Raw genomic sequence first — 22,663 nt, 5'->3', positions numbered from 1 at the left:
AAATGAAAAAAAGAGTTCTATCTACCATGGTATTAGCTTTTTTAGTTAGTACATTCTCTTTGACAAGTTGTTCAAGTGATGATAATTCAAGTAAAGGCGGAGAAGGAGGAGAAGAAGAAGTAATTGACGATGGTTCAAGAAATCCAGAAGATTTACTGGGAACAAAATATATCCTAGGTGCTAGTGCTTCCAAAACCAATCTACTTCTTGAAGTGGATAACTTAAAAGAAGGTGCGATTAGCGTTAAAGGAAATGGTAAAACAGCCTTGGGTAAAAATATCTATACGTTTAAAGACCTACGTGCTTACGTTTTTGAATACAGAAAAGGAGATCCTTCTGGAATGCAAAGCTGGATGTTAAACAAAGACTTGCGTTTACAGGAAAATACCTTAGTAGATTTACCTAATAGAGAAGAGTTTATCACTGCTTTCGGGCGATTCATGATCTCTACAACAGGGGGAATTGAATTGGAAAACGGCAAAAAAGGACAAGCGTTTAACTTCATTAATGGAGTAACAGGAGCTATTGAGTTTACGTCATTTGTCAATGTCGAAAACATTGCTGAAGAAGGCGAGTATGCGAACTTTGCAGGATTAGAAGATATTGGAAACGACCGTTTTGTTATGGCGATTGAACCGTTTAAAATTACGGAAAATAGCGACCAAGACAATACTTCTGCGTTTAGAGACCGCGTATGGTTGGCAATCTTCAAATTAGATATGTCAAAAGAACCTGAAAATAGAGTGGTATTAGAAAATGTAATCAAAGATGACCGCATGAGTTTTGCTGTCGCTCGTTACAGATCTAGTCGCGTATCTACAATTGGAAAAGGGGCTAGTGGAGATATTTATGTATTCTCACCATCCGCTATGATTAGCCAAGAAAAAGGCGCTTTCTCTACGAAGCCTTCAGCTGTATTGAAATTCGATAAGAATACATTAAAATTTGACAGTTCATACTACTTCAACTTAGAAGCAAAATCTGGAGGTCACAAAGTGTATAAAGTATATGCAGTAGGTAAAGATCAGTTTATCTTAAACATGTTTGCAAACACAGATCAATCTTGGAATATGGCACCAGCAAACAAATTAGCACTATTCAATGCAAAAACAGGAGAGTTTAAGTGGATTGAAGGAGTTGCTGAACCAGGATTAATCGCCGAAATTGGGACACCTTACGTAGAAGGAAATGACGTATTTGTACCGATTACTGCAGCAGCAAAATCGCATGTGTATCTATTAGATAGAACAACAGCAACCTTTACAAAAGGGTTGGAAATTCAAGATTTAGGAGATGGAACCGTTGGTAATATTGTAAAAATCAACGCATATAAATAATTTATTTGTTGTTATTCATTTGTAATTAGTTAGTGAAAAAAGAGGTTAAACAGTTCCGTTTAACCTCTTTTTTATTGGGGATCGTTGAGCAATACGTCAACTGTGTTTCGTTTTAAGCAATGGTTATTTCGGTTCGCGATATTCTTTTCGTGTTTTAAAGTCAATGTAAAACTGATGTTGTTTCCCCATTGCATCTTCTACTGTACCCCAACCTGAAGTATAGATTGATTTGTAAATGGAAGATGTGATCGTTTGTTTGGTTTCATAGTCATACAGCTGATAGCGATATTCTTCTTGTGCTACGGCTAATAATCCCAAGTCTACATCCAACCAATACAAGTCTTGGTATATTGGTGCTAAATCCCAATTTTTTGTTTGCGTATTCCACAAGCCCACGCGTTCAACACCTGCTTTGTCTTTTATTGTTATTTTAAAGACATGGTTGAGGGAACTGTTTTTGGTTATTTTTTGTATCGTTGTGTTTTCAGGCAATTGATCCGCAGTAATTAGTTCAGATGTATAGGGACGATGTACTCTTGAAACAACATCGAGAACAAAGAAATCAGGAGCATCAATTGAATCTAAAAGTTGCCCAGTTTCGGATACATATTTCCAATCATATACCCATGCGTCATAATAGAAGACACCCAAGATGAAGTAGGAATAATCGGGAATCGAGTTGACATAGCTTACCTTTTGAAGGTAGTCCAATTGTTCTGGTGCTTGTAGGGTGATCGCTTTTGGAAAAGCTTTGTCAAATTGAGGTTCTATCCAGTATGTCTGATTGTCGGAATCGTACAAGAAGTGAGGTACGGTTGAATAATAACGGCGTTGATTTACTCCATTTAGCACCATTTTTTCACCCTCAACAAGAAAAGATAATTGGTCTGTTGCCTCTAGATTTTGTCGTTCAGGTCGCTTTTCATTCGCGTTTAGCAGGGCGTATTTTTCTCCGTTTTGTTGTAAAACGCGCTGATTGTTAAACGTATCAATAATGTGACCCGCTTGTTTTACTAAACGCTTTCCCTTGCGGATATACAGCGTTTCGTTGAACACAAAGTGCTGATCATCCAGTAGTTGTATATGGGAAGGAAGAGAGGCCTTAGCACTGAGTTTTTTCGAATACAACACTTGATCGGTTTCAAGGATGAAAACGTCAAATTTTTGACGCGATACGGTTGTATTTAAACCCGAAAAAATAGTCCATTCCCATTCCCAAAAACGCGAGGTTTTAGTATAGGTTTCTCGACGCATGACAACAGTTAGTTGATCCGTTAGTACCTGTAAAGATAGATAGCGCTCAGAAAAGGAGACCACCGTTTCTCCTGATTGATTGATGACTGCATATTCCTCTTGTTCGTTTTGAACTACTGCATATCCTGTTGAAGTAAATAAATCCGCATGCCTGTATTCCGTAGGGAGGACGGGAGTAAAATCGGTATCTACATACATGTAATTGCCGTTCTTTTTTAAATAGGGATAAAGTTCTTGCTTGACTCTAGGTTGTTGAAGGCGTTCTTTAGACGAATAGCATCCCATAAAGGAAAAAATAGCGAGTAGTAAAAGGGAGAAACGCATGTTACACGCTGTTTAAAGTTAGATAAACGAATGTACTGGATTTAAACAGGTATCAGTCTCCCTATTAATAGGGGTTTTGAAAACAAATAAAAGGCAAAAGACGAAAGAACACTTTGCGAAGCGTTTCGAGATATAAAAAAGAATAACTTGGGGTTGTTCAAGCTGTTATTCAAGAGACAAGGATTTGCATCTCCTATTGAAAATAAGATTTTATATTCAGATTTTTAAAGTAAATTTGTTATGATATTTAGAATCCTTACGTATGAAGTATTATTCATTGAATTTTCGCTTTTTCATTCTATTGACTGTGTTGTTTATGGGATGCATCACCTGGGCAAAAGACAAAAAACCTAAAACTCCAGAAAAGGTAGAAACAGCACAGCCTGCTTATATTGTCTTGGAAAAAACGCCGGTGATTATAATGCACGATACACTATTTAATGTTTATGGGAATATCGGATCGTTTACCTCCAAGCAACGCGCTAAATCAATCGAAAACAAGATAGCCTCTTTGGTTGACAACTATTTATTTGATGGAGATTCCATCAAATTTGTCGATACAGGAAATTACCTCAATTTGATGTATGATAATGAAATCTTAATGAGTGTAGATACAATTCAAGCCACTCAGGAGGGGAAAACAAAAATTCAAGCCGCAGCGTTTTATAAGAAGCAAATTATAGATGCAGTAGAATTACAACAGCACAGCATGAGCTGGCAACAGTTACTCTTGCAAATAGCAGGAACCATTGGGATTATTATTGCGGAGATTTTCATTATCAAATATATTTACTACGGCTATAGAATAGCTAAAGTGATGATTTGGAAACAACGCGGTAAGAAAATCAAGGGCTTGTTTGGTATCATTGACGATCACAGGGCTATGCTTACTACCATTACAATTGCCAAAGTAGTTCGCTTTCTCATCGTCTTGATCTTTTTGTATATCGGATTATTAGCTGTCTTCAAGCTATTTCCATTTACCAAACACATTTCAGATCAATTGTTGGATTATGTCTTGTCACCATTAAAATCAGTGGGAAAAAGTGTGAGTGCCTATATGCCTAAATTATTTACAATCCTTGTTATTGTATTTATATTCAGGTATATGCAGAAATTTGTTCGCTCATTAGCTGAAAAAATAGCCAACAATAAAATAACCCTAAAAGGGTTTTATCCCGATTGGGCTTTCCCAACCTATAACATCATCAGTGCGTTGATGTTTATCTTTATGTTTATTCTAATTTTCCCCTATTTACCAAATTCAGATTCCGAAATTTTTAAAGGAGTTTCTGTGTTTGCTGGTATTGTGGTGTCCTTGGGATCAACATCGGTTATTGGAAACTTAGTAGCAGGTTTAGTTATTACCTATATGCGTCCTTTTAAAATTGGCGATCGCATTAAATTAGGCGAGTACACCGGTGATGTCTTGGAAAAAACAGCATTGGTTACGCGAATTAAAACACCGAAAAACGAAATTATTACCATTCCGAATTCCAATATAATGTCTGCACATACGGTCAATTATTCACAATCGGCTAAAGAACACGGATTGATTTTACATACAACCATTGCCGTGGGATACGATGTCCCTTGGCAAAAAGTGCACGAAATGCTCTATGAAGTAGCCAATAGGACAGAGCACGTATTGAAGCGACAAAAACCATTCATCTTGCAGGATCAATTCAGGGATTTCTATGTCGATTATCAGTTGAATGTCTACATCAAAGAAGCAAAGTTAACCGCAAAAATCTATTCCGATTTACGTCAACATGCACAAGATGTTTTTGCAGAAAACGAGATTGAAATGGCTTCCCCTCACTATATTGTCAGTAGAAATGTAGATGGAACGAATACCACTGTTCCACCTAAATACGTAAAAGAGTAGGGAAAAGGAGGCTAAGTTATAACTTAAATAATGGCAGGGTTTGTATCAAAATAACAGATACAAACCCTTTTTTTGTCGAATAGAGTACGAAGTCTAACAGGAGTAAAACCCTTAGTATTAAAAGAATAGAGGAGCTTTTTTAAACTATTTGGCTAAAAAAGAATGTTAAAAAAATTGTTTACTTACTAATTAGTAAGTAAACTTGTTGTGTTATTTAATGAAAAAAAGATGTCTAGTACACGAGATAGAATATTAGAACTGGGGGAAGAGTTAATTCTGACCAAAGGATATAATGGATTTAGTTATCACGATATATCTACGGAATTGGGGATTAAAAATGCAGCAATTCACTATTATTTTGCAACCAAAGAAAATTTGGGAACGAGTATCGTAAAAACCAATATCCAGCGTTTTGAAGAAATGATAGCCAATATGGAAGCTTTTGATTTTGATCCAGTAAAAAAAATTGAAACCTTTATTAAAATCTATATAAAAAGTCAGCGCGAACGAAAGCTTTGTATTGTTGGAGCGCTGAGTACAGATGTGGAAACACTATATCCTAGTACAAAGGTAGAAGTGACTAAAATCGTAGATTTAATTGTCCAATGGTTAACGCAAGTACTAGTTGTAGGAAAGGAAAAAGGCGTTTTTCACTTTGAAGAAGACGAAGCCCAACGAGCGTTTTTAATTTTATCAAGTTTAGTAGCTAGTTTACAATTGGCCCGAGTAAATAAGTATGTTGACTATCGTGGGTATTGTTATGGGCTTTTAGAACAATTAAAATAAACCTACAGCAGTTCATTTTTTTTAACCCCTATACTTACTTATTAGTAAGTATAAAGAAAATAAAAAATAGAAGAAATATGAAAAGAGTTGTCATTACAGGATTGGGTGCTATTACCCCATTGGGAAATAATGTAAATACATTTTGGCAGCATGCCATAGCAGGACAAAGTGGAGCAGGGGCGATTACACATTTTGATGCAACGCCTTTTAAAACGCAATTTGCATGTGAAGTAAAAAACTTTGATCCTTTGCAATACTTTACAAAACCAGAGGCAAGAAAGATGGATTTGTTTACGCAGTATGCTATAGCTGCAGGGGAAGAATGTATCGTGGATGCACAATTGGATTTGGATACGGTGAATCGCCATCGTGTGGGAGCAATTTTAGCTACGGGGATTGGAGGACTCGAAACGTTGGAGAACGAGATTTTAGATTTTGCACACGATCAAGCCCATCCCAAGTTTAATCCGTTTTTTATTACAAAAATGATTTCGAATATGGCAGCAGGTCAGCTGTCGATACGCTATGGTTTAAAGGGGATGACCTATGCCGTAGCTTCTGCTTGTGCAGCGGCCAACAATGCAATTGGAAGTGCATTTGATGCAATTCGCTTAGGACGTGCGGATATTATTTTAGCAGGTGGAGCAGAGGCAACCATTTGTCAATCGGCTATTGCAGGGTTTAATGCCATGAAGGCCTTATCTACAGCAAATGAAGACCCAACAACAGCTTCTCGTCCGTTTGATGTTAATCGCACCGGTTTTGTTGCAGGTGAGGGCGCTGGGATTTTACTGTTGGAAGAACTTGAGCACGCCCAAAAAAGAGGCGCTAAGATTTACTGTGAATTGGTAGGTTATGGCGCTGCATCAGATGCCTATCATGTAGCAGCAACCCATCCAGAAGGAGAAGGCGCTAGGGCAGCTATGCAAGCAGCGTTAACAGATGCTGGCTTACAAGTAAAGGATGTCAACTACATCAATGCGCATGCGACCGCTACACCCGTAGGAGATCGCAGTGAATGCGAAGCCATTGCTCAGTTGTTTGAAGCGCATTTAGATCAGTTGAACATTAGTGCCACCAAATCGATGACAGGTCATTTATTAGGTGCGGCTGGAGCCATTGAAGCTATTTTGTGTATTAAGAGTATTACAGAGGGAATCATTCCTCCAACAATTAACTTGGAAACCGTTGATCCTGAAATTAATCCAAAACTCAATCTAACTCCTAATGTAGCTCAAACCAAACAAGTGGATGTAGCCATGAATAATACCTTTGGTTTTGGTGGGCATACCTCAAGTGTGGTCTTTAAGCGCTTTATCTAGTTGTAAAAAAATGGGGAGAGGGTTTTGTTCTTTTGAGGGTAAAGTTCAAGTCACCCTCTCATCGCCTCATCTTCTCACATATTAAGTAGTTTTAGGTATTAAATCGATTTTTCTGAAGAATAAAAGCTTAGTGCCGATTATTTTATTAAATTAGTGAGAAATACAAAATAGACTATGGCAACAATTATAGAAACAGATCGATTGATTATCCGCGAAATTACCCGTGAGGATGCGCAGGGGATTTACAATTTAGACAGTGATGAACGCGTGGTAAAATACGTAGGTAGTATGGTGATTACTTCCATGGAGGAAGCCAATGAAATTATCGAATTTATTCAAAAGCAATACACTGATTTCGGTATTGGTCGTTGGGCAATTGTCAAAAAAGATACCAATGAATTTATCGGATGGTGTGGATTTAAACTGGTGGAAAATGGATTAAATGGCTTGCGCGAATATCTAGATTTGGCATATCGTTTTCGCTTTGATGCCTGGGGTAAAGGTTATGCGACGGAAGCGGCATTAGCGTGTTTAGATTACGCAGCAAAAAACTTTCAACACCATCCTGTTTATGCAGTTTCAGAAGTGGAAAACGAAAGTTCAATTCGCGTATTAGGGAAAATAGGATTCCATGCAGCTTATACTTTTGATCTCGATGGCATTGACCATTATTGGTACATGAGAGAATAGAGAAAAGCAAGAGCGTGGACCAACAAGAGCGTAGAGGAGAAAAAACAAAGGCGAAGTGGATATATGGGCAATCTAGTTTACCTTTGTACACTAATTGATACCCAATGAAAAATTTCTTATTTCTTCTCGTTGCTATAATCAGTGAAGTAATTGCGACCAGTGCGCTGAAAGCCTCTCATGAATTTACGAAAATTATTCCCAGTGTGGTGACTGTGGTTATGTACGCGGTTGCCTTTTATTTTCTAAGTTTGACACTTCGAACTATACCCGTTGGAATTGCCTATGCCATTTGGTCTGGAGTAGGAATAGTATTGGTAACAGTAGTGGCTATTGTTGCGTATGGACAAAAACCCGATTTGCCTGCAATCATTGGTATGGGATTTATTATTCTAGGTGTGGTGATTATCAACCTATTTTCCAAAATGAAAGCACATTAAACTGAAATGGATTTCTTTTCGATCGATTATTTAAAGAAGGGAACAGCTAAGCAACAAGAGGTGTACGATCTCTTGACCACGCACCAAATCTTAGCCCATTTACATGAATTTACTCCTGTAGTTGTGGGTACTTTTCCCTTGGACATCGCTATAGACACCAGTGATATAGATATTGCGTGTAGTTTTGTAGATCTTGCCCATTTTCAGCAGGTTGTACAGGATCATTTTCAAGCGTATACTGGCTTTAATGAAGTTATTTTGAATCAACGCAATCCACTGACTTATGTTGCTAATTTTGAGATAGCCAATTTTCCTGTCGAAATTTTTGCGCAAACAATTCCCGTAACTGCACAATACGGCTATCGTCACTTGTGTATAGAATATGAAATTCTACAAAAACAAGGCAACGCCTTTAAAGAAAAAGTAAAGGCTTGCAAACAAGCAGCTTGGAAAACGGAACCTGCTTTTGCTACACTTTTAAATTTGAAAGGAGATCCCTATGAAAGTTTGCTACAGTATATTCCGTAGAATTAACTCGCCAATTCCATCGCATCACCTCTAAATTGAAGTGGCGTCTGTTTGACGTGTTTTTTAAACAAACGAGAAAAATACGTATGATCTTCGTACCCCAATTCAAAAGCAATTTCCTTTACTGATTTGGTTGTATAGTACAACAGTCGTTTCGCCTCATTGATAATGGATTTCTTCAACCAATAACTCACCGTTTGTCCCGTTGTTTTTTTGACACAATCATTCAAGTGAGCAGGGGTGATAAACAGCTGATTGGCAAAATAAGAAGGCTGTTTTAAATGCGTCTGTGTTGTGATTAGGCGCTTAAACTTAGACGTGATAACATTGGATTGATTGATAATCGATATTTCTGGAACTTGCGTTGTTTCTTTAAAAAGAGAGCCAATTTTGTAGATTAAAGCTTGAAATAAACCATCAGTGATTTCCGTTGCGTACTCTTCTTTTTTACTTTCGTTTTTTAACAAGAGATGGATGGTCTCCAAAAGCGTTTGGGTTGCTTCTAGAGGCAAGGAAATTTGTTGTTGGGTATAGGATAAGTTAAACAGTAAATACGTCAATTCATCGGGAATTCTAAAATCTTGAATGCTCAAAAAATAGGCGTAAAAATCTTCGCTATAATGCTCAATCGTGTGAATTTGATACGGCTTAATCAGCAGTAAATCACCTGTTTTTAATTCATTGGATTGCAATTCGCAATTGATTCGAAATGTGCCGTTTAAAACCAATATACAAACGTAGTAATCATCGCGATGCGTATGACCGACCATACCCTTTTCGAAGGATTGTGGGGCTAACTCTTTGAGGTAAATCCCATTTTTAACCGATTTGTCTTGGCTATAGGTTATGATTTCTTGATTATATGGCATGATGTTGTTTCTTTTCAGCTTGACAAAGATATGAAAATTATTTAGAATCTTTATAAATAAGTAAGGTTGAAACAAAAAAATAGCCTATCTACTTGAGATAGGCTAGGGTATAAATAGAACAAAAGTGTTCTTAGATTGCTTGTACAATGGCTGCAAAATCAGCTGCAACAAGAGCTGCACCACCAATTAATCCTCCGTCTACATCGGGTTGTGAAAAGATTTCTTTTGCATTACTTGGTTTCACACTACCTCCATATAAAATAGATGTACGCGTTGCTACCGACTTATCGTATTGACGCTCAATTTCTTGACGAATAAAAGCGTGAATCTCTTGTGCTTGCTCAGGCGTGGCTGTTTCTCCTGTTCCAATTGCCCATACAGGCTCATAAGCTAAAACGATACTAGCCCATTGGTCTTTGGATAAATGGAATAATCCGTCTCTCAATTGATTGAAAATGACGTTGAGGTATTGTTTGCTTTCCCTGTCTTTTAACTCTTCTCCAATACAGTAAATCACGCGCATATTGTGTCGTAATGCCGTATTGACTTTATCCGCTAAAATAGCATCTGTCTCTTTAAAGTAGTGTCTTCGTTCGGAATGCCCGATAATCACGGTTTCTACTCCAACACTCAATAACATTTGAGCTGAAATTTCACCAGTAAAAGCACCACCTTCTGCTTGATGCATATTTTGAGCCGCCACTTGAATGTTGGTTCCTTCTAAATGAGCTACTGCACTAGCTAAATTGGTGAAAGTAGGAGCAACAATTACTTCTACTTCTTTTCCTGTAGGCAATACTTCAATTAATTCATCTAATAATGCATGGGTTTCTGAATAATTCTTGTGCATTTTCCAGTTTCCAGCAACAATTTGGTGTCTCATCATTATTATTTTGTATTTAATACGGCTTTTATATCTTCAAAGTTTTTCTCTGTTGCATTAAAAAGCTCAATTTTTCCTTCTTTATTTACTATGATATAGCGGGGAATCCAATTCAATTGAATTGCTTGCCCGAAAGTACCTTTCATGCGTTTGTCGTCATTGAGGTAAAAGTGTTCGCCTTCAATACCGTATTTCTCAATAGCTTCTTTCCATGCTTCTGGTGTTTTATCTAGGGATAGATTGACAAATACAACATCGGGAAAATCTGCTTTTATTGTTTTTATTGTTGGTAGTGCTTTGATGCAATCCGGGCACCATGCAGCCCATACGTCAATCAAGATCGTTTTGCCTGTGTATTGTGCCAGAATTTCTTGAAAGGTGATCGTATTACCATCTAATTTGTAAAAGATTTGACTAAGCGCTTCTGCTGCAAATTGCGATTGATCAACAGCAGTTTCAGGTGTTGTTGTCGGAGTTTCAGTTGGTTGATCCGTAGCAAGTACTTCCAACTTTTCTGTTTGCTTTTTACAAGCTGTAGCTGTTATAGCTAGTATAGAAAGGGCAATATAAAATTTTCTCATAGGGTGTGAATATTTATTCGTTTAGCTTAACTCTTGGGTCTAAATAAGCATAGATCAAATCTACTAAAATTGTTAGGATTACGAAAGCAGTTGCAATAGTAAGTACGGCTCCCATGATAATTGGTAAATCTAAAGTGTTTAATGCTTCTACAATTTCCTTGCCTAAACCGTTCCATCCAAAAATATATTCAACAAAAACGGCACCAGCAAGCATAGAGGCAAACCAGCCTGAAAGAGCTGTCACAACAGGATTTAGCGCATTTTTTAAGGCGTGTTTGTAAATCACTTGCGCAGTTTTCATCCCCTTAGCTTTAGCGGTTCGGATATAATCCAACCCTAAAACTTCTAGCAAGGAATTTCGCATTAATTGAATCACAACAGATAGGGGTCGAATTCCCAATACTATTGCAGGCAAAATAATGTTTTTTAAAGCCAAGTAACGCCCCTCACCAAAGTCATCCACTTCGTATAAACTTCCCGTCATGGGGAGTTGCGTATAGGTATGCAAGAGGAATCCAAAGATCCAAGCAAATAAAATGGCACTAAAAAAGGAGGGGATACTCATACCAAAAGTACTGACAATAGAAATTAATCGATCCAGCCAGGTATTGACGTAAAGCGCAGAAATAATCCCTAAGAAAACCCCAATAAAAAGAGCAATACCAATGGCAACCGTGGCAAGCAATACAGTATTGGGCAAGGTTTCGGCCAAAATACTACTCACCGTTTTTCCATTTTTTTGAAAACTCTCTCTTAAATAAGGCGTTTTAAGCATAATTTCCGATTGTCCTACGGTAAGAAGAACAATCCCATTGTACTTGTTGGCATGACGAAAGCTGTAATCATCAGAATGGGTGCTGTGAAATGAAAGGGGAGAAAGGTCATTGAGATACAATACATATTGTTTGCCAATCGGTTGATCAAACCCATATTTCTTTTTTATCGTTAAAAGTTGTGCTGCATTTTCGTTCTGATCCAACATCATACGCGCAGGATCACCAGGTAAAATGGTAAACAAAAAGAAAACAACACTGACAACTCCCCAAAGCGTTAGCAAAGAGTAGCCCAGTTTTTTGATGAAATAAGCCAACAAATTTTATCTATTTTAAGGTAACCTGATCGCGGTCTTTCCAGTGTTTCTTTTCAACAATAACTCCTTTTTCTAACACAACAATACTAGGATTCGCTCTTTCGATCGTCTTTAATGTTGTTGCATCAGAGGTATAGTACGTAAAAGGCAATTCGTATTGTTTTACTACTCCATCAATAATAGTGTTGCCAGAAGCTGTCAATCCCGCCACTACATAGCCTTTGACAATCGCTTTGTTCGCAAAGTCTTTCATAGCGCGTAATCCTTCTGTATCTGCACGCTCCAAATCATAAGAAATAATCCAAATCAACTTAGGTTCTTCTAACATTTGACCTAAGTATTCCTCTCCATCTAAATCCATGGTCAAATCGTGTATCTCAGGTTGAAATCCTTCGCTTAATTGAATATCTTCTCTGCGTACAAATTCAGCTCCTTCTGGAATATTACCCAATTCTTTATCGGTGAACTTCTCTTCTTTACCATTGACATTGTAGTAGAAGGTCATCTGGTATTCTGCTTTTGGTGCACCTTCAGGAATTTCCATTCCCTTTTGAATATCCGTTCCCACTTTATACGCTCTGAAGTCTTTTAATGGCAGGTGGTTTAATACCCAATATCCCATAAAACAGCATAAAATAATCGTGATCATCATAATTAAATTATTGGTTTTTGTTTTGAATATTGGTTTGATATAAGATTGAAACTTAATGAGAATAAGGATAAAAACTAACAAGACCACATCTTTGGTGAAAGAACCCCAAGGAGTCAATGGAACGGCATCTCCAAAACAGCCACAGTCCGTTACTTTATTGAAATAAGCGGAATAAAAGGTCAAGAAAGTGAAGAATACAATCATCAAGAACAATAACGTCAACGTGAGTTTACGCATAAATCCAAGTAAAAGAGCAACGCCTAAAATTACTTCAGCAATAACCAAAATTACCGCTAAGGATAGGGCATAAGGCATTAGAAAAGGCAAATTTAAAACTGCCTCCGAAAAGTACTCTTCTAATTTAAAAGAGAATCCCGTAGGATCATTCAGTTTTACTAAACCTGATAAAATAAACAATACGCCTACAAATATGCGCGACAGTTGCGTGATGATTTTCATAATTAGTGGTTGATGGTTATTTATTCGTTTACTAGCTCAAGGTGAATCAGCGCAAAAACAGCATAATTCAACATATCTTGATAATTAGCCTCAATTCCTTCTGATGCTAATGTTTTTCCTTTGTTATCTTCGATTTGCTTAACGCGAAGTAGTTTTTGAAGGATTAAGTCTGTCAAAGAACTCACGCGTAAATCGCGCCAAGCTTCACCGTAATCGTGGTTTTTATTTTCCATTAAGGTTTTGGTTTCCAAAACCATCTGATCGTAGAATTTTTCTACTTCTTCTGCTGTTAAATCTGGATATTTTCCTACGCCAATTTCGGCGTTAATCAACGCCATAATACAGTAGTTGATAATGCCGATAAATTCGGGAATTTCGCCTTCATCTACTTTGCGTACCGTGTTCTCTTGAATACTTCTCAGGCGTTGCGCTTTGATGTAAATTTGATCCGTCAACGAGCTTAAACGCATGATGCGCCATGCACATCCATAATCGTGCATCTTTTTTTGAAATAACGCCTTGCAAATTGCAATTACCTGATCATATTGTATAGAAGTAGTACTCATTTAAACTATATTTGTAATGGATTATTCTTCAAAAATAGTAATAATACTATGGCATTGAAAAAAATGTTACACCTTTTGAAGAATTAAATGGAAATAAAAATAAGATAAAATATTGAATTGTGCTGTATGACAATAAATTGTAAGGGAGAATTGATGGATTTATCTACGCCTCGAATTATGGGGATTTTAAATGTAACTCCAAATTCCTTCTATGATGGAGGCAAATACAAAACGGATATAGACTTCTTAAACCAAGCAGAAAAAATGCTAAAAGAAGGGGCTGACTTTATTGATTTAGGGGCTTATTCTTCCAAACCTAGTGCGGAATTTGTCAGCGAAGCAGAAGAAATAGCGCGTTTGGTTCAGGTGGTTGCTTTGTTAGTGGATCGATTTCCTACAATTAAATTGTCAATTGATACGTTTCGTGCTGAAGTGGCCAAACAAGCCATAGAAGCTGGAGCTGCCCTGGTTAATGATATCGCTGCGGGATTATTAGACGATCGCATGCTTGAAGTGGTTGGGCAATTGCAAGTGCCTTATATTATGATGCACATGAGGGGAAATCCACAAACAATGCAAAGTTTAACCCAGTATGAGGATGTACTTGTAGATTTGCGTTACTACTTCTCAGAACGAATAGCCCAAGCTAGAGCAGCCAAGATTAACGATATTATTTTGGATCCAGGATTCGGTTTTGCAAAAAATCTACAACAGAATTATGAGCTGATGGCAAAACTCGAGCACTTTCACTGTTTTGATTTACCTGTGTTAGTGGGAATCTCTCGAAAATCCATGCTGTATAAATTATTAGACCTTACACCACAAGAAGCACTGAATGGAACCACTGTATTAAATACAATTGCCCTGCAAAAAGGAGCAAATATTCTTCGGGTACACGATGTGAAAGAAGCCTGTGAAGTTAGAAAAATTTTAAACCAATTGATGATATGAGAAAATTACTGTTTGTATTACCTTTTCTTTTTCTTTTTTTAAGCTGTGAAAAGAAAGAAATGAAATTGGCACGTGCAGCCTATATTGTAGAAGAAGGCGTGGACGATCATTCTCCAATTTACATTGAATTTGCAGAGGATGGGATTCACCCACACTTGAATGACAACAATCGAATAGGGGGGACGAATTTTATTTTTCACGTAGAAAGAGAACTCAACCTAAAAGAAGTAGTGGAAATGATTCAAGGGGTAAAGGATAAAAAATACGACAAAAATAGCATGCACCCAGATGAAAAAGGCGTTTTCTATAGCTATGCAGATACGCTGAACAAACACCTGTCTTTCTTCCCGTTTAAAACCATTGATTACGTTTTTGAACGACCAACATCAACCGATAATTTACTCTATGTAAATGCTTCGAATGACCTGTTCTTTGAAGGACAAGCCATAGATAGAAATCAACTACAAGAAAAAGTACAAGGTAAAGATAGCCTGCAATTGGGCTTTAGCAAAGAATTGAACTTTGAAAACTATTTGCAAATGCGCGTGTTGATTGAAGAATTAAAACTAAGAGATCAGGTGTTAGATCAAGATAAAGTATACTAAATTACTATTGGTGATGGTAAGGCTCATTGCGTAAAATAGTAAACCCGCGATAGAGCTGTTCAATCACAAATAAGCGAATCATTTGATGGGAAAATGTCATTTTTGAAAGTGATATTTTCCCTTTTGCTTGTTGATACACGTCGTCTGAGAATCCATAGGGACCACCAATGACAAAAACAAGCGTCTTTATACCCGCATTCATGCGCTTCTGCAATTCATCCGCAAAGCCTACACTGGTGAATTCCTTTCCTTTCTCATCGAGTAAAATTAGAAAATCAGTAGGTGATAGCTTACTTAAAATTAATTCACCCTCTTTTTGTTTCTGTTGAGCTTCAGATAAATTTTTTGCATTCTTGATGTCGGCAATAATCTCCATGTCAAATTTTACATAAAAAGACAAACGCTTGATGTAGTCATTCATTAGAGTTTGCAATTCTTTATTGTCCGTTTTTCCAATTGCGAGTAATTTGATATTCATCTGTATTCCATTTGATGCAAAGGTAATATTTTCCTTTATAGTTCTTGGGGAAGTAAGAGGTTTTTAAATAAACAAGGCGGTCATTTTATGACCGCCTTGTTTGATTGATTGTCTATTAGAATAAGACTATTTTGTAAATCCAGCATACTGCAAGTACGCATCTATAGTTGGATCTTTTTCTCTAAAATCGCGATACAACTTATCAAGAGGCATCGTATTTCCTCGAGAAAATAGTTTTTTACGTAGGATATTACCATTTTCTAAGCTTATTCCGCCATGTTCCATCAACCAGGCATAAGCGTCGTAATCGATCATCTGAGACCATTTGTAAGAATAGTAGCCTGCCGCATAACCACCGCCAAAGATGTGGCTAAAATAAGTAGAACGATATCTTGGAGGAACTGTTTTTGAATAGATGTTGTGTTGCTTTAAAGCATCTGTTTCAAATTGATGAATATCAGTAATAGTCGTGTTAGCATCAATACTGTGCCATGCTAAATCTAAAATGGTAGCGCCTAATAGTTCTGTTAGATCATATCCTTTGTTAAAACCAGCAGAAGCATAAATGCGCTCTTCCAATTCTTTAGGCATAATATAGCCTGTTTGGTAGTGTTTGGCATAATTACTCAATACTAAAGGATCGAAAGCAAAATGCTCGTGAAATTGCGAAGGAAACTCAACAAAGTCTCGAGATACATTTGTACCTGATAAAGTTGGGTATTTTTGCTCTGCGAATAAACCATGTAAAGCATGTCCGAATTCATGGAATAAGGTTATGACTTCATCCAAGGATAATAAGGTCGGATTTCCATCAGCAGGTTTTGGGAAGTTAGCGACATTGTAAACAACCGGAAGTTGCTTTGTCAAGTAGGATTGATCCACAATATTACTCATCCATGCTCCCCCTTGTTTTGAATCACGTTGATAGTAATCCGTGTAAAAAAGCCCCAATTGACTGCCATCTTGGTTGAAAAATTCGTATACTTTTACATCTTCATGCCAAACAGGTAAATCAGTACGCTCTATATAACTAACGCCATAAAGGTATTTGGCCATGAAGAATACTCCATCTCTCAATACTTTGTTTAATTCAAAGTATGGCTTTAATTCTTCTTGATTTAAAGCGTACTGTTCCGCCTTTAACTTTTCTGCATAATAGGACCAATCTGCCGCGTGTAAAGTTGTTGATTCTCCTTGTTGTTCCATCATATTTTGGAGAACCTGTTCTTCTTCGTTTGCAGCTTCAAGCGCATGTCGATTAAGGGTATTTAGCATCTCGAATACGCGATCAGGTGTTTGAGCCATGGTTCCTTGTAAACTCCAAGCAGCATAGGTCTCAAATCCTAATAAGTTTGCTTTTTCAGCCCTTTTTTTAGCAATGGCTATCACAAGTTCCTGGGTGTCATTCTTGTCCTTCTTTTCAGCTCGTTCCCAAGAAGCTTTGAACAACTGTTCACGTGTTGCAGCATCTTGTAATTGACTCGATATCGGCTGTTGGGTTGTATTGCTCAACGCAATGTTATATTGGCCGTTTTCTTGCTTTAATGAAGTAAGTGTTTCTGGAGATAACCCACTCAATTGCTCTAGACTAAAAGAAACGGATCCAGCTTTTGTTGCCGCTAATAACTTATCGCTAAATGAATTGGTCATTGTAGCAATCTCCTGATTTATTTTTTTTAATTTTTCTTTGTCCGTCGAAGATAGATTTGCACCCGCTTGCTCAAAACGTTCATAGTAAACCTCGATTAATCGTATTTGTTCCTGTTGTAAACCAAGATGAGTTCGGTCCGTATATAATTTTTTAACGCGTTCGAATAAAGCATCATTGAGGTAAATACCATCTTCATGTGCTGCAAATTTAGGTGCTAACTCATTGTTAATCGCAATGAGATCCGAATTCGTATGCGCACTTGTGAGTAGATAAAAAACATTACTCACTCTAGTTAGTAGAAGTCCAGATAGCTCTAGGGCCTCCATGGTATTGGCGAATGTAGGTTCTTCTGTGTTTGCAGTTATGTTTTGAATGGCCGTATTTTGCTGACGCATTCCCTCTAATAGAGCTGGCTTAAAATCAGAGTTCTTAATTTTAGCAAAATCAGCCGTTTGATAAGGTAAATCACTTGCTGCATAAAAGGCGTTTGTTTCGTCCCATTTTGCTTCATTTTTGCAAGAAATCGAAAATAAAGAAGCGCCTATTGCTACGCTTAGAATTGCTTTTTTTATATACATAGGGTAATCTAGTTATAAATTTAATGTTTGTCAAAGATAGAAATATATTGGAATTGACTTAATTTATTATAAATTTAAACCGTGCTTTTTACGTAAATTCCACGTTGAAATCATTTTTTTTTAAATTACAGCTGTTTTTTATGTCTAAAATTAAATCTTTTTTGTTGTTTTCATTGTTCGTTACTGGAACGAGTATGTTTGCCCAATCCGCTGCTATTCGTCAGCAATTAAATAAACAGTATACTACAAATGAGGCGATTAGTGTAATTAGAGCGCTAGCTAAAAAAGAATCGATGGAACAAAAAGAATTGCTGAATTACAAAAAAAAGAACCACGCATTTAAAGAGCAATTCGTTGATGAAGCTAATTATTTTCAGGCTCAACGCATTGAAAGGAATAAGGTCATTTACTTTAAAACACATAATGAAGTAACTAAAAGTGTCAGTGGTGTCAATCAATTGGTTGCCTCTGATAATCCTGCTTTCAATCAACTTTTAGGCCAGCAGATGTTGGTGGGAATTATTGATGGAGCGTTAGTATTTGATCGACATGTGGAATTTGCTAAGGGAGGAGGAACTAAGGTTGAATTGCTAGAGCCTTGGGAAACAATAATGCCTGAAGATCCGGATGAGTTTGCTGTTTTGGAGCGCCGCAGGAGTCATGCGACACATGTAGCAGGAACAGTCATCGCTCAAGGAGTAGATGCTAAGGCGCAAGGAATGGCACCTGCAGCGCAAGCCGTTAGTTATCGTTGGGGAAATGATAGGACCAAATTGGCTCAATTGGCTCAACAAGGTATTTTAGTATCTAATCATTCCTATGGAATAGCTGCCATTGACAATCAAAAAACACCTCTCGTATCCACTGATTTTTTTGGAGCCTATAATATAGATGCAGCTAATATGGATAAAATAGCTTATCTATATCCGTATTTACAACCTGTTGTGGCAGCAGGTAATGATAAAACACATGCTGAATTGATCAATCCCAGTAAAAAGGGAATGGACCTTCTCTTAGGACATGCAAATGCAAAAAATGCAATTGTGGTTGGAGCTATAGCGATAGGAAATTCCGGAAATTTACAAGAAACTGATTTTAGTAGTACAGGACCAACCAATGATTTTCGAATTAAACCCGATATCGTGGCTATTGGTGAAAATGTGTATTCTTCGATTTATCAATACCGTTTTGCCACTGGAGAAATGGAAAAAGCGAATTTATATGCTTTTTTAAGTGGTACATCTATGGCAACGCCTGCCGTGTCAGGTATTTTATTGTTGTGGCAACAATGGGCTTTAGAGCATAAGAATTTTCCCTATAAAGCAGCTACTTTGAAAGGATTGATGATTAATAGTGCAGAATATTTACCCCGTCAAACAGGCCCCAATGCAAGCACAGGTTGGGGATTAATCAATGCGTGGAATGGAGTACAGTTCTTAGAAGCAGCTGATAAAAAGGATGCGTTTATTCGAGAAGATCGCTTACTAAATGGACAAATGCACGCCTATCACGTTCAATTGACAGAAGAAGTGAAGCGACTTTCTTTTACCATCTCCTGGACAGATGTCGAAGGAAAATATAGCGAACTAAATTTTGTTGAAGAAAATAGGTTGAAACAACTTGTCAATGATTTGGATATTCGCGTGACAAAGGATGGAGAAACCTTTTTTCCTTGGCGTTTAACAAATAGCTTTATTCATAGTGAGGCCGTCAAAGGGGATAATACCGTCGATAACGTAGAGCGAATCGATATTGATGACCCTCAAAGGGGAACCTATGAAGTAGTGATTTCACATAAAGGTAAGTTAATGAATAGTTTACAGGACTATAGTCTCCTCATCAATTCTGATACCTATAAAGGGGTAACAGTCGAGGATACACTAGTTGATGAAACTCCCCAAGCGTTGGTCGCATGGCCTATCCCTGCTGTGGAAGTGCTGCATCTTGAAATCCCTACTGATTTTATCTTTTCTTCTTTAGAGGCCACTATTCACAACAGTACGGGAACGCTAATTCAAACACTCCCTATAACTGCGTCCAACAGACAAAATATAAATGTGTCTTTTCTGTCTTCAGGTATGTATTTTCTTCAAGTAAAGGGAGGGGATAAAAAATATCAAGTCAAATTTATCAAACAATAATAAATACTTAGAAAGTACGTGTAACAGAGGATTTAATTGTTTGATCCTCGTTTTTTTGAATAATAAAAGTTAGATGATCAGCAATTGGAATACAAATGAGGTCGCATTTTATTTCAAGAGTGTAGAAGCCGTTTTCGCATCAATTTTAGGAGATAATTAGGATAGAAATACAGGGACAAATGCATGCGCTACTAGCGTTTATTAGGCTTTTTACATAGAGGAATGACTGTGATAAAAGATTGTATTATGGAAAAGAGATAGTAAGTAGATTGTAAATAGATAGTAAAGGGTAACATTGGTAAAACGGCCTAAAACCCTTGCTGGTATTAACTTACCCCTTACAAACCCTTTACAAACTCTTTATTTATTAATATAAGAAACTGAAATTCAACCTCTTAATGTTGTTTAGTTTGGGGAAGAAAGGAAAAAATACCTTATTTAGCTCATAAAGGGAAAGAAATGGAAGGAGATTGTCCTTGTTTTTTCTGCTTTTTTAGTTTTGTCTCGAGAGAAATAGTAAAGCTAGCGACTAGGTCTGACGCTTAAAAAATAATCATCATTTAAAATACAAAAGTATCGGAAAATGAAAGCTGGATTAACAAGAGGTTTTAGCAGTAAAGGAGGGAAACTTTTGGGGTCAAACCTAAAGCAGTACGTGCATCAGTGATGAATCGCAAAAAAGGACAGGATGAGAAAGAAGAGTTAATACGGTTGGTGGGGCTTTTGTGTTCTTTTCTGTTGCTGCCTATGGAAAGGAGGAATCAGGGATAGATATAGACTCAGGTGTGATTACACTAGTCGGTTCGTTTTTTTTTATCGATTAAAATAGGGAAGGATACAGGTCGAAACGGTCACTTTGGATTATTTGGCCTCTTGAATAAGAAGTGAAATACGCTATAGAGGCAAAGAACAGAAAACCATCTACTTGGCTAGGTGGTTTTTTTTTATCCTTTATTTTTTTGTCCAAATTACGGCTGTTTGTTTAAAATGGCATATTGTTTGTTTCTTAATATTTAATAATTTTTAGTATTTATATTCTTTGATAATTGAATATTTATTACTAATAAAAGTTAAATAGTGAATAAATAATGTAATTACGGTAAAGGTATGAAAAGATTTGTATGCTTAGTAATAATCGGAATGTCTGCTGTTGTTTTTGGTCAACAGTCCCAAAGGAATGATTCTCTTGCTAGTCCTTTGATCGGGTTAAACAAACCCAATTTTTTAAGTGATTTTTCTTTAAAGTTTTATGTGCGAACTAGTTTAGACAGCTATTTTGAAAAAAACAAATACACAACAAGTCGCTTTAATGGTAGTGAATTGCGCCTGGATTTAAGTGCTAAAATACACGATAAAGTTCGTTTTCGCTTTCGACATCGCTATACTTCTCAAGCTGTACCAGGTACTTTGGACGGTGTTAATTCAAATGTAGATCTTGCTTATATTGATGTTCAAGCCTCGTCAAAAGTAAATATTGCAGTTGGTAAGCTGTATACGGATTGGGGAGGATATGAATATGATTTGAATGCGATAGAAATTTTAAACTACAATGATATTTTGAGCACAGCCGAAAATTATATGGTAGGGGTTGGTGTGGCCTACAAAGCAACCCCTCAGCATCGATTTAATATTCAGCTACTCAATGCAAGTGTGAATAAACTGGATCAAATAGAATCATTTACTATGCCACAAGGAACGGAAGAAAGCAAAACTCCTTTTGCGGTTGTTGGGAATTGGAGAGGGAGTTTTTGGCAAGATAAATTTCAAACCTCTTATAGTTATAGCTATTTTACCCAAGCTAAAAACAAAGGAATGCATTATATCGCTTTGGGAAATAAATACCAAGATGAAAAGTTAACAGTGATGTATGATTTTCAATACAGTCACGATGATTTAGATAAGCGTAAAATAATAAGTGCAATGTTTGCTGGCGATAAACCAGCATTAGCAGAGCAAGTAGCTTATATCGATCATTGGTTGAGAGTGGATTATAAAGTGTTGACTAAGTTGTATTTATCCTTGACATTGATGACAAGTAATGCATACGCAGATAATTTGACAGCAGTTGACGCTGGCACAAATCATGTAAGAACGAGTTATGGAGTAATTCCAATGGTACAGTACCGTCCGTTTCATAAGGTGGATTTGCGTTTTTTTGCTGCTTATGTGGGACGCTGGTATAACTATTCAAGTTATGCAAAAGAACAATTGAATCAACAAAATTACAATACAGGTCGCATAAGCATTGGTTTAATAGCTCCACTGTCTATTTTTTAAAGAAAAGGAGAGCCTCGGTTCGTTTTTGTGCGGTTCGTTTTTTGTGCGGTTCGTTTTTTGTGCGGTTCGCGCGGTTTGTTTTGATGTATCTATAAGAAGTAGATTTCTTCTCTATTATATATGTAGATTTCTTCTCTATTATATATAAGGAAGAATCTTCCTTAGTATTGAATCGCGAAATTAAACCGAGCGAACCTCACGACGAGCAAACCGCGCCTTCAAGAATCGCACAAGGAGCAAACCGCGCAACAAACAAACCGCGCCCCAACAAAAAAGCCAAACGCCAAAAAAACTTTCTATGATAAAACGCGTTATA

Annotated in this window: 20 protein-coding genes; 11 read left to right on the top strand and 9 right to left on the bottom strand. The window is 37.0% G+C overall.

The annotated features are described in order from the left end of the window. The first annotated feature begins 2 nt into the window (after positions 1-2). Positions 3-1,337: a DUF4374 domain-containing protein gene (locus ACPDHL_RS06160; RefSeq protein WP_430531916.1), complete on the top strand. Its 1,335-nt coding sequence runs from the start codon at positions 3-5 to the stop codon at positions 1,335-1,337. Between the two features lie 123 nt (positions 1,338-1,460). Here the strand turns inward: ACPDHL_RS06160 and ACPDHL_RS06155 are convergent, their stop codons facing one another. Then, on the bottom strand, positions 1,461-2,915 hold the full coding sequence (locus tag ACPDHL_RS06155; RefSeq protein WP_430531915.1) for a WG repeat-containing protein: 1,455 nt from the start codon (positions 2,913-2,915) through the stop codon (positions 1,461-1,463). A gap of 262 nt (positions 2,916-3,177) precedes the next feature. Between ACPDHL_RS06155 and ACPDHL_RS06150 the strand changes: the two genes are divergently transcribed. The 6 genes from ACPDHL_RS06150 (at position 3,178) to ACPDHL_RS06125 (ending at position 8,566) form a co-directional block, all read left to right on the top strand. Continuing rightward, positions 3,178-4,803 (top strand): mechanosensitive ion channel family protein, encoded by a 1,626-nt coding sequence (locus ACPDHL_RS06150; protein ID WP_430531914.1) that lies wholly within the window; start codon positions 3,178-3,180, stop codon positions 4,801-4,803. A 228-nt stretch (positions 4,804-5,031) separates the two neighbouring features. Then, positions 5,032-5,589, top strand: coding sequence for a TetR/AcrR family transcriptional regulator (locus ACPDHL_RS06145; protein WP_430531913.1), 558 nt, complete (start codon positions 5,032-5,034; stop codon positions 5,587-5,589). Between the two features lie 77 nt (positions 5,590-5,666). Continuing rightward, positions 5,667-6,911, top strand: a complete 1,245-nt coding sequence (gene fabF, locus ACPDHL_RS06140) for a beta-ketoacyl-ACP synthase II (RefSeq protein WP_430531912.1) — start codon at positions 5,667-5,669, stop codon at positions 6,909-6,911. 174 nt (positions 6,912-7,085) lie between these two features. Beyond that, entirely contained in the window at positions 7,086-7,601 is a 516-nt protein-coding gene (locus tag ACPDHL_RS06135) for a GNAT family N-acetyltransferase (RefSeq protein WP_430531911.1), read from the top strand. A gap of 104 nt (positions 7,602-7,705) precedes the next feature. Next, positions 7,706-8,038, top strand: a complete 333-nt coding sequence (locus ACPDHL_RS06130; RefSeq protein WP_430531910.1) for a DMT family transporter — start codon at positions 7,706-7,708, stop codon at positions 8,036-8,038. A gap of 6 nt (positions 8,039-8,044) precedes the next feature. Continuing rightward, on the top strand, positions 8,045-8,566 hold the full coding sequence (locus tag ACPDHL_RS06125; RefSeq protein ID WP_430531909.1) for a DUF4269 domain-containing protein: 522 nt from the start codon (positions 8,045-8,047) through the stop codon (positions 8,564-8,566). Positions 8,567-8,568: 2 nt separating this feature from the next. Here the strand turns inward: ACPDHL_RS06125 and ACPDHL_RS06120 are convergent, their stop codons facing one another. The 6 genes from ACPDHL_RS06120 to ACPDHL_RS06095 all read right to left on the bottom strand — a co-directional run bounded on the left by ACPDHL_RS06120 (position 8,569) and on the right by ACPDHL_RS06095 (position 13,666). Continuing rightward, the gene (locus tag ACPDHL_RS06120; RefSeq protein ID WP_430531908.1) at positions 8,569-9,435 is read right to left on the bottom strand and encodes an AraC family transcriptional regulator; all 867 of its coding nucleotides are present in this window, start codon (positions 9,433-9,435) and stop codon (positions 8,569-8,571) included. Positions 9,436-9,565: 130 nt separating this feature from the next. Continuing rightward, positions 9,566-10,318, bottom strand: coding sequence for a triose-phosphate isomerase (gene tpiA / locus ACPDHL_RS06115; protein ID WP_430531986.1), 753 nt, complete (start codon positions 10,316-10,318; stop codon positions 9,566-9,568). A 5-nt stretch (positions 10,319-10,323) separates the two neighbouring features. Then, complete coding sequence (locus tag ACPDHL_RS06110) at positions 10,324-10,899, bottom strand: TlpA family protein disulfide reductase (protein WP_430531907.1); 576 nt, start codon at positions 10,897-10,899, stop codon at positions 10,324-10,326. 13 nt (positions 10,900-10,912) lie between these two features. After that, complete coding sequence (locus tag ACPDHL_RS06105; RefSeq protein ID WP_430531906.1) at positions 10,913-11,992, bottom strand: ABC transporter permease; 1,080 nt, start codon at positions 11,990-11,992, stop codon at positions 10,913-10,915. Positions 11,993-11,999: 7 nt separating this feature from the next. After that, positions 12,000-13,100 (bottom strand): BT_3928 family protein, encoded by a 1,101-nt coding sequence (locus ACPDHL_RS06100; RefSeq protein ID WP_430531905.1) that lies wholly within the window; start codon positions 13,098-13,100, stop codon positions 12,000-12,002. A gap of 20 nt (positions 13,101-13,120) precedes the next feature. After that, positions 13,121-13,666 (bottom strand): DUF1599 domain-containing protein, encoded by a 546-nt coding sequence (locus ACPDHL_RS06095; RefSeq protein WP_430531904.1) that lies wholly within the window; start codon positions 13,664-13,666, stop codon positions 13,121-13,123. A 126-nt stretch (positions 13,667-13,792) separates the two neighbouring features. Between ACPDHL_RS06095 and folP the strand changes: the two genes are divergently transcribed. Together folP and ACPDHL_RS06085 are read left to right on the top strand one after the other, a co-directional pair. Next, positions 13,793-14,617, top strand: coding sequence for a dihydropteroate synthase (gene folP, locus ACPDHL_RS06090; RefSeq protein WP_430531903.1), 825 nt, complete (start codon positions 13,793-13,795; stop codon positions 14,615-14,617). Beyond that, on the top strand, positions 14,614-15,222 hold the full coding sequence (locus tag ACPDHL_RS06085; protein ID WP_430531902.1) for a hypothetical protein: 609 nt from the start codon (positions 14,614-14,616) through the stop codon (positions 15,220-15,222). The genes folP and ACPDHL_RS06085 overlap by 4 nt, the downstream gene beginning before the upstream one ends. Before the next feature lie 4 nt (positions 15,223-15,226). Here the strand turns inward: ACPDHL_RS06085 and rlmH are convergent, their stop codons facing one another. Together rlmH and ACPDHL_RS06075 are read right to left on the bottom strand one after the other, a co-directional pair. Next, entirely contained in the window at positions 15,227-15,700 is a 474-nt protein-coding gene (rlmH, locus tag ACPDHL_RS06080; protein ID WP_430531901.1) for a 23S rRNA (pseudouridine(1915)-N(3))-methyltransferase RlmH, read from the bottom strand. A 126-nt stretch (positions 15,701-15,826) separates the two neighbouring features. Beyond that, the gene (locus ACPDHL_RS06075; RefSeq protein ID WP_430531900.1) at positions 15,827-17,929 is read right to left on the bottom strand and encodes a M3 family metallopeptidase; all 2,103 of its coding nucleotides are present in this window, start codon (positions 17,927-17,929) and stop codon (positions 15,827-15,829) included. Between the two features lie 140 nt (positions 17,930-18,069). Here ACPDHL_RS06075 and ACPDHL_RS06070 point away from each other — a divergent pair, with 140 nt between their 5' ends. Both ACPDHL_RS06070 and ACPDHL_RS06065 read left to right on the top strand, forming a co-directional pair. Further along, positions 18,070-20,070, top strand: coding sequence for a S8 family serine peptidase (locus tag ACPDHL_RS06070; RefSeq protein ID WP_430531899.1), 2,001 nt, complete (start codon positions 18,070-18,072; stop codon positions 20,068-20,070). Between the two features lie 1,107 nt (positions 20,071-21,177). Beyond that, positions 21,178-22,347 (top strand): porin, encoded by a 1,170-nt coding sequence (locus tag ACPDHL_RS06065; protein ID WP_430531898.1) that lies wholly within the window; start codon positions 21,178-21,180, stop codon positions 22,345-22,347. Positions 22,348-22,663 lie beyond the last annotated feature (316 nt).

The sequence above is a fragment of the Myroides sp. C15-4 genome (genome assembly GCF_050522745.1).
GTDB lineage: Bacteria > Bacteroidota > Bacteroidia > Flavobacteriales > Flavobacteriaceae > Flavobacterium.
This window is presented reverse-complemented; position numbering and strand designations above follow the sequence as displayed.

Excerpts from the sequence above, each read along its gene's own strand:
- ACPDHL_RS06120 (WP_430531908.1), bottom strand. The coding sequence starts at position 9,435 with ATGCCATATAATCAAGAAATCATAACCTATAGCCAAGACAAATCGGTT.
- ACPDHL_RS06065 (WP_430531898.1), top strand. The coding sequence starts at position 21,178 with ATGAAAAGATTTGTATGCTTAGTAATAATCGGAATGTCTGCTGTTGTT.
- ACPDHL_RS06145 (WP_430531913.1), top strand. The coding sequence starts at position 5,032 with ATGTCTAGTACACGAGATAGAATATTAGAACTGGGGGAAGAGTTAATT.
- ACPDHL_RS06100 (WP_430531905.1), bottom strand. The coding sequence starts at position 13,100 with ATGAAAATCATCACGCAACTGTCGCGCATATTTGTAGGCGTATTGTTT.
- ACPDHL_RS06125 (WP_430531909.1), top strand. The coding sequence starts at position 8,045 with ATGGATTTCTTTTCGATCGATTATTTAAAGAAGGGAACAGCTAAGCAA.
- folP (WP_430531903.1), top strand. The coding sequence starts at position 13,793 with ATGACAATAAATTGTAAGGGAGAATTGATGGATTTATCTACGCCTCGA.
- ACPDHL_RS06135 (WP_430531911.1), top strand. The coding sequence starts at position 7,086 with ATGGCAACAATTATAGAAACAGATCGATTGATTATCCGCGAAATTACC.
- ACPDHL_RS06130 (WP_430531910.1), top strand. The coding sequence starts at position 7,706 with ATGAAAAATTTCTTATTTCTTCTCGTTGCTATAATCAGTGAAGTAATT.
- fabF (WP_430531912.1), top strand. The coding sequence starts at position 5,667 with ATGAAAAGAGTTGTCATTACAGGATTGGGTGCTATTACCCCATTGGGA.
- ACPDHL_RS06095 (WP_430531904.1), bottom strand. The coding sequence starts at position 13,666 with ATGAGTACTACTTCTATACAATATGATCAGGTAATTGCAATTTGCAAG.
- ACPDHL_RS06070 (WP_430531899.1), top strand. The coding sequence starts at position 18,070 with ATGTCTAAAATTAAATCTTTTTTGTTGTTTTCATTGTTCGTTACTGGA.
- ACPDHL_RS06075 (WP_430531900.1), bottom strand. The coding sequence starts at position 17,929 with ATGTATATAAAAAAAGCAATTCTAAGCGTAGCAATAGGCGCTTCTTTA.
- ACPDHL_RS06110 (WP_430531907.1), bottom strand. The coding sequence starts at position 10,899 with ATGAGAAAATTTTATATTGCCCTTTCTATACTAGCTATAACAGCTACA.
- ACPDHL_RS06150 (WP_430531914.1), top strand. The coding sequence starts at position 3,178 with ATGAAGTATTATTCATTGAATTTTCGCTTTTTCATTCTATTGACTGTG.
- rlmH (WP_430531901.1), bottom strand. The coding sequence starts at position 15,700 with ATGAATATCAAATTACTCGCAATTGGAAAAACGGACAATAAAGAATTG.
- tpiA (WP_430531986.1), bottom strand. The coding sequence starts at position 10,318 with ATGAGACACCAAATTGTTGCTGGAAACTGGAAAATGCACAAGAATTAT.
- ACPDHL_RS06155 (WP_430531915.1), bottom strand. The coding sequence starts at position 2,915 with ATGCGTTTCTCCCTTTTACTACTCGCTATTTTTTCCTTTATGGGATGC.
- ACPDHL_RS06085 (WP_430531902.1), top strand. The coding sequence starts at position 14,614 with ATGAGAAAATTACTGTTTGTATTACCTTTTCTTTTTCTTTTTTTAAGC.
- ACPDHL_RS06160 (WP_430531916.1), top strand. The coding sequence starts at position 3 with ATGAAAAAAAGAGTTCTATCTACCATGGTATTAGCTTTTTTAGTTAGT.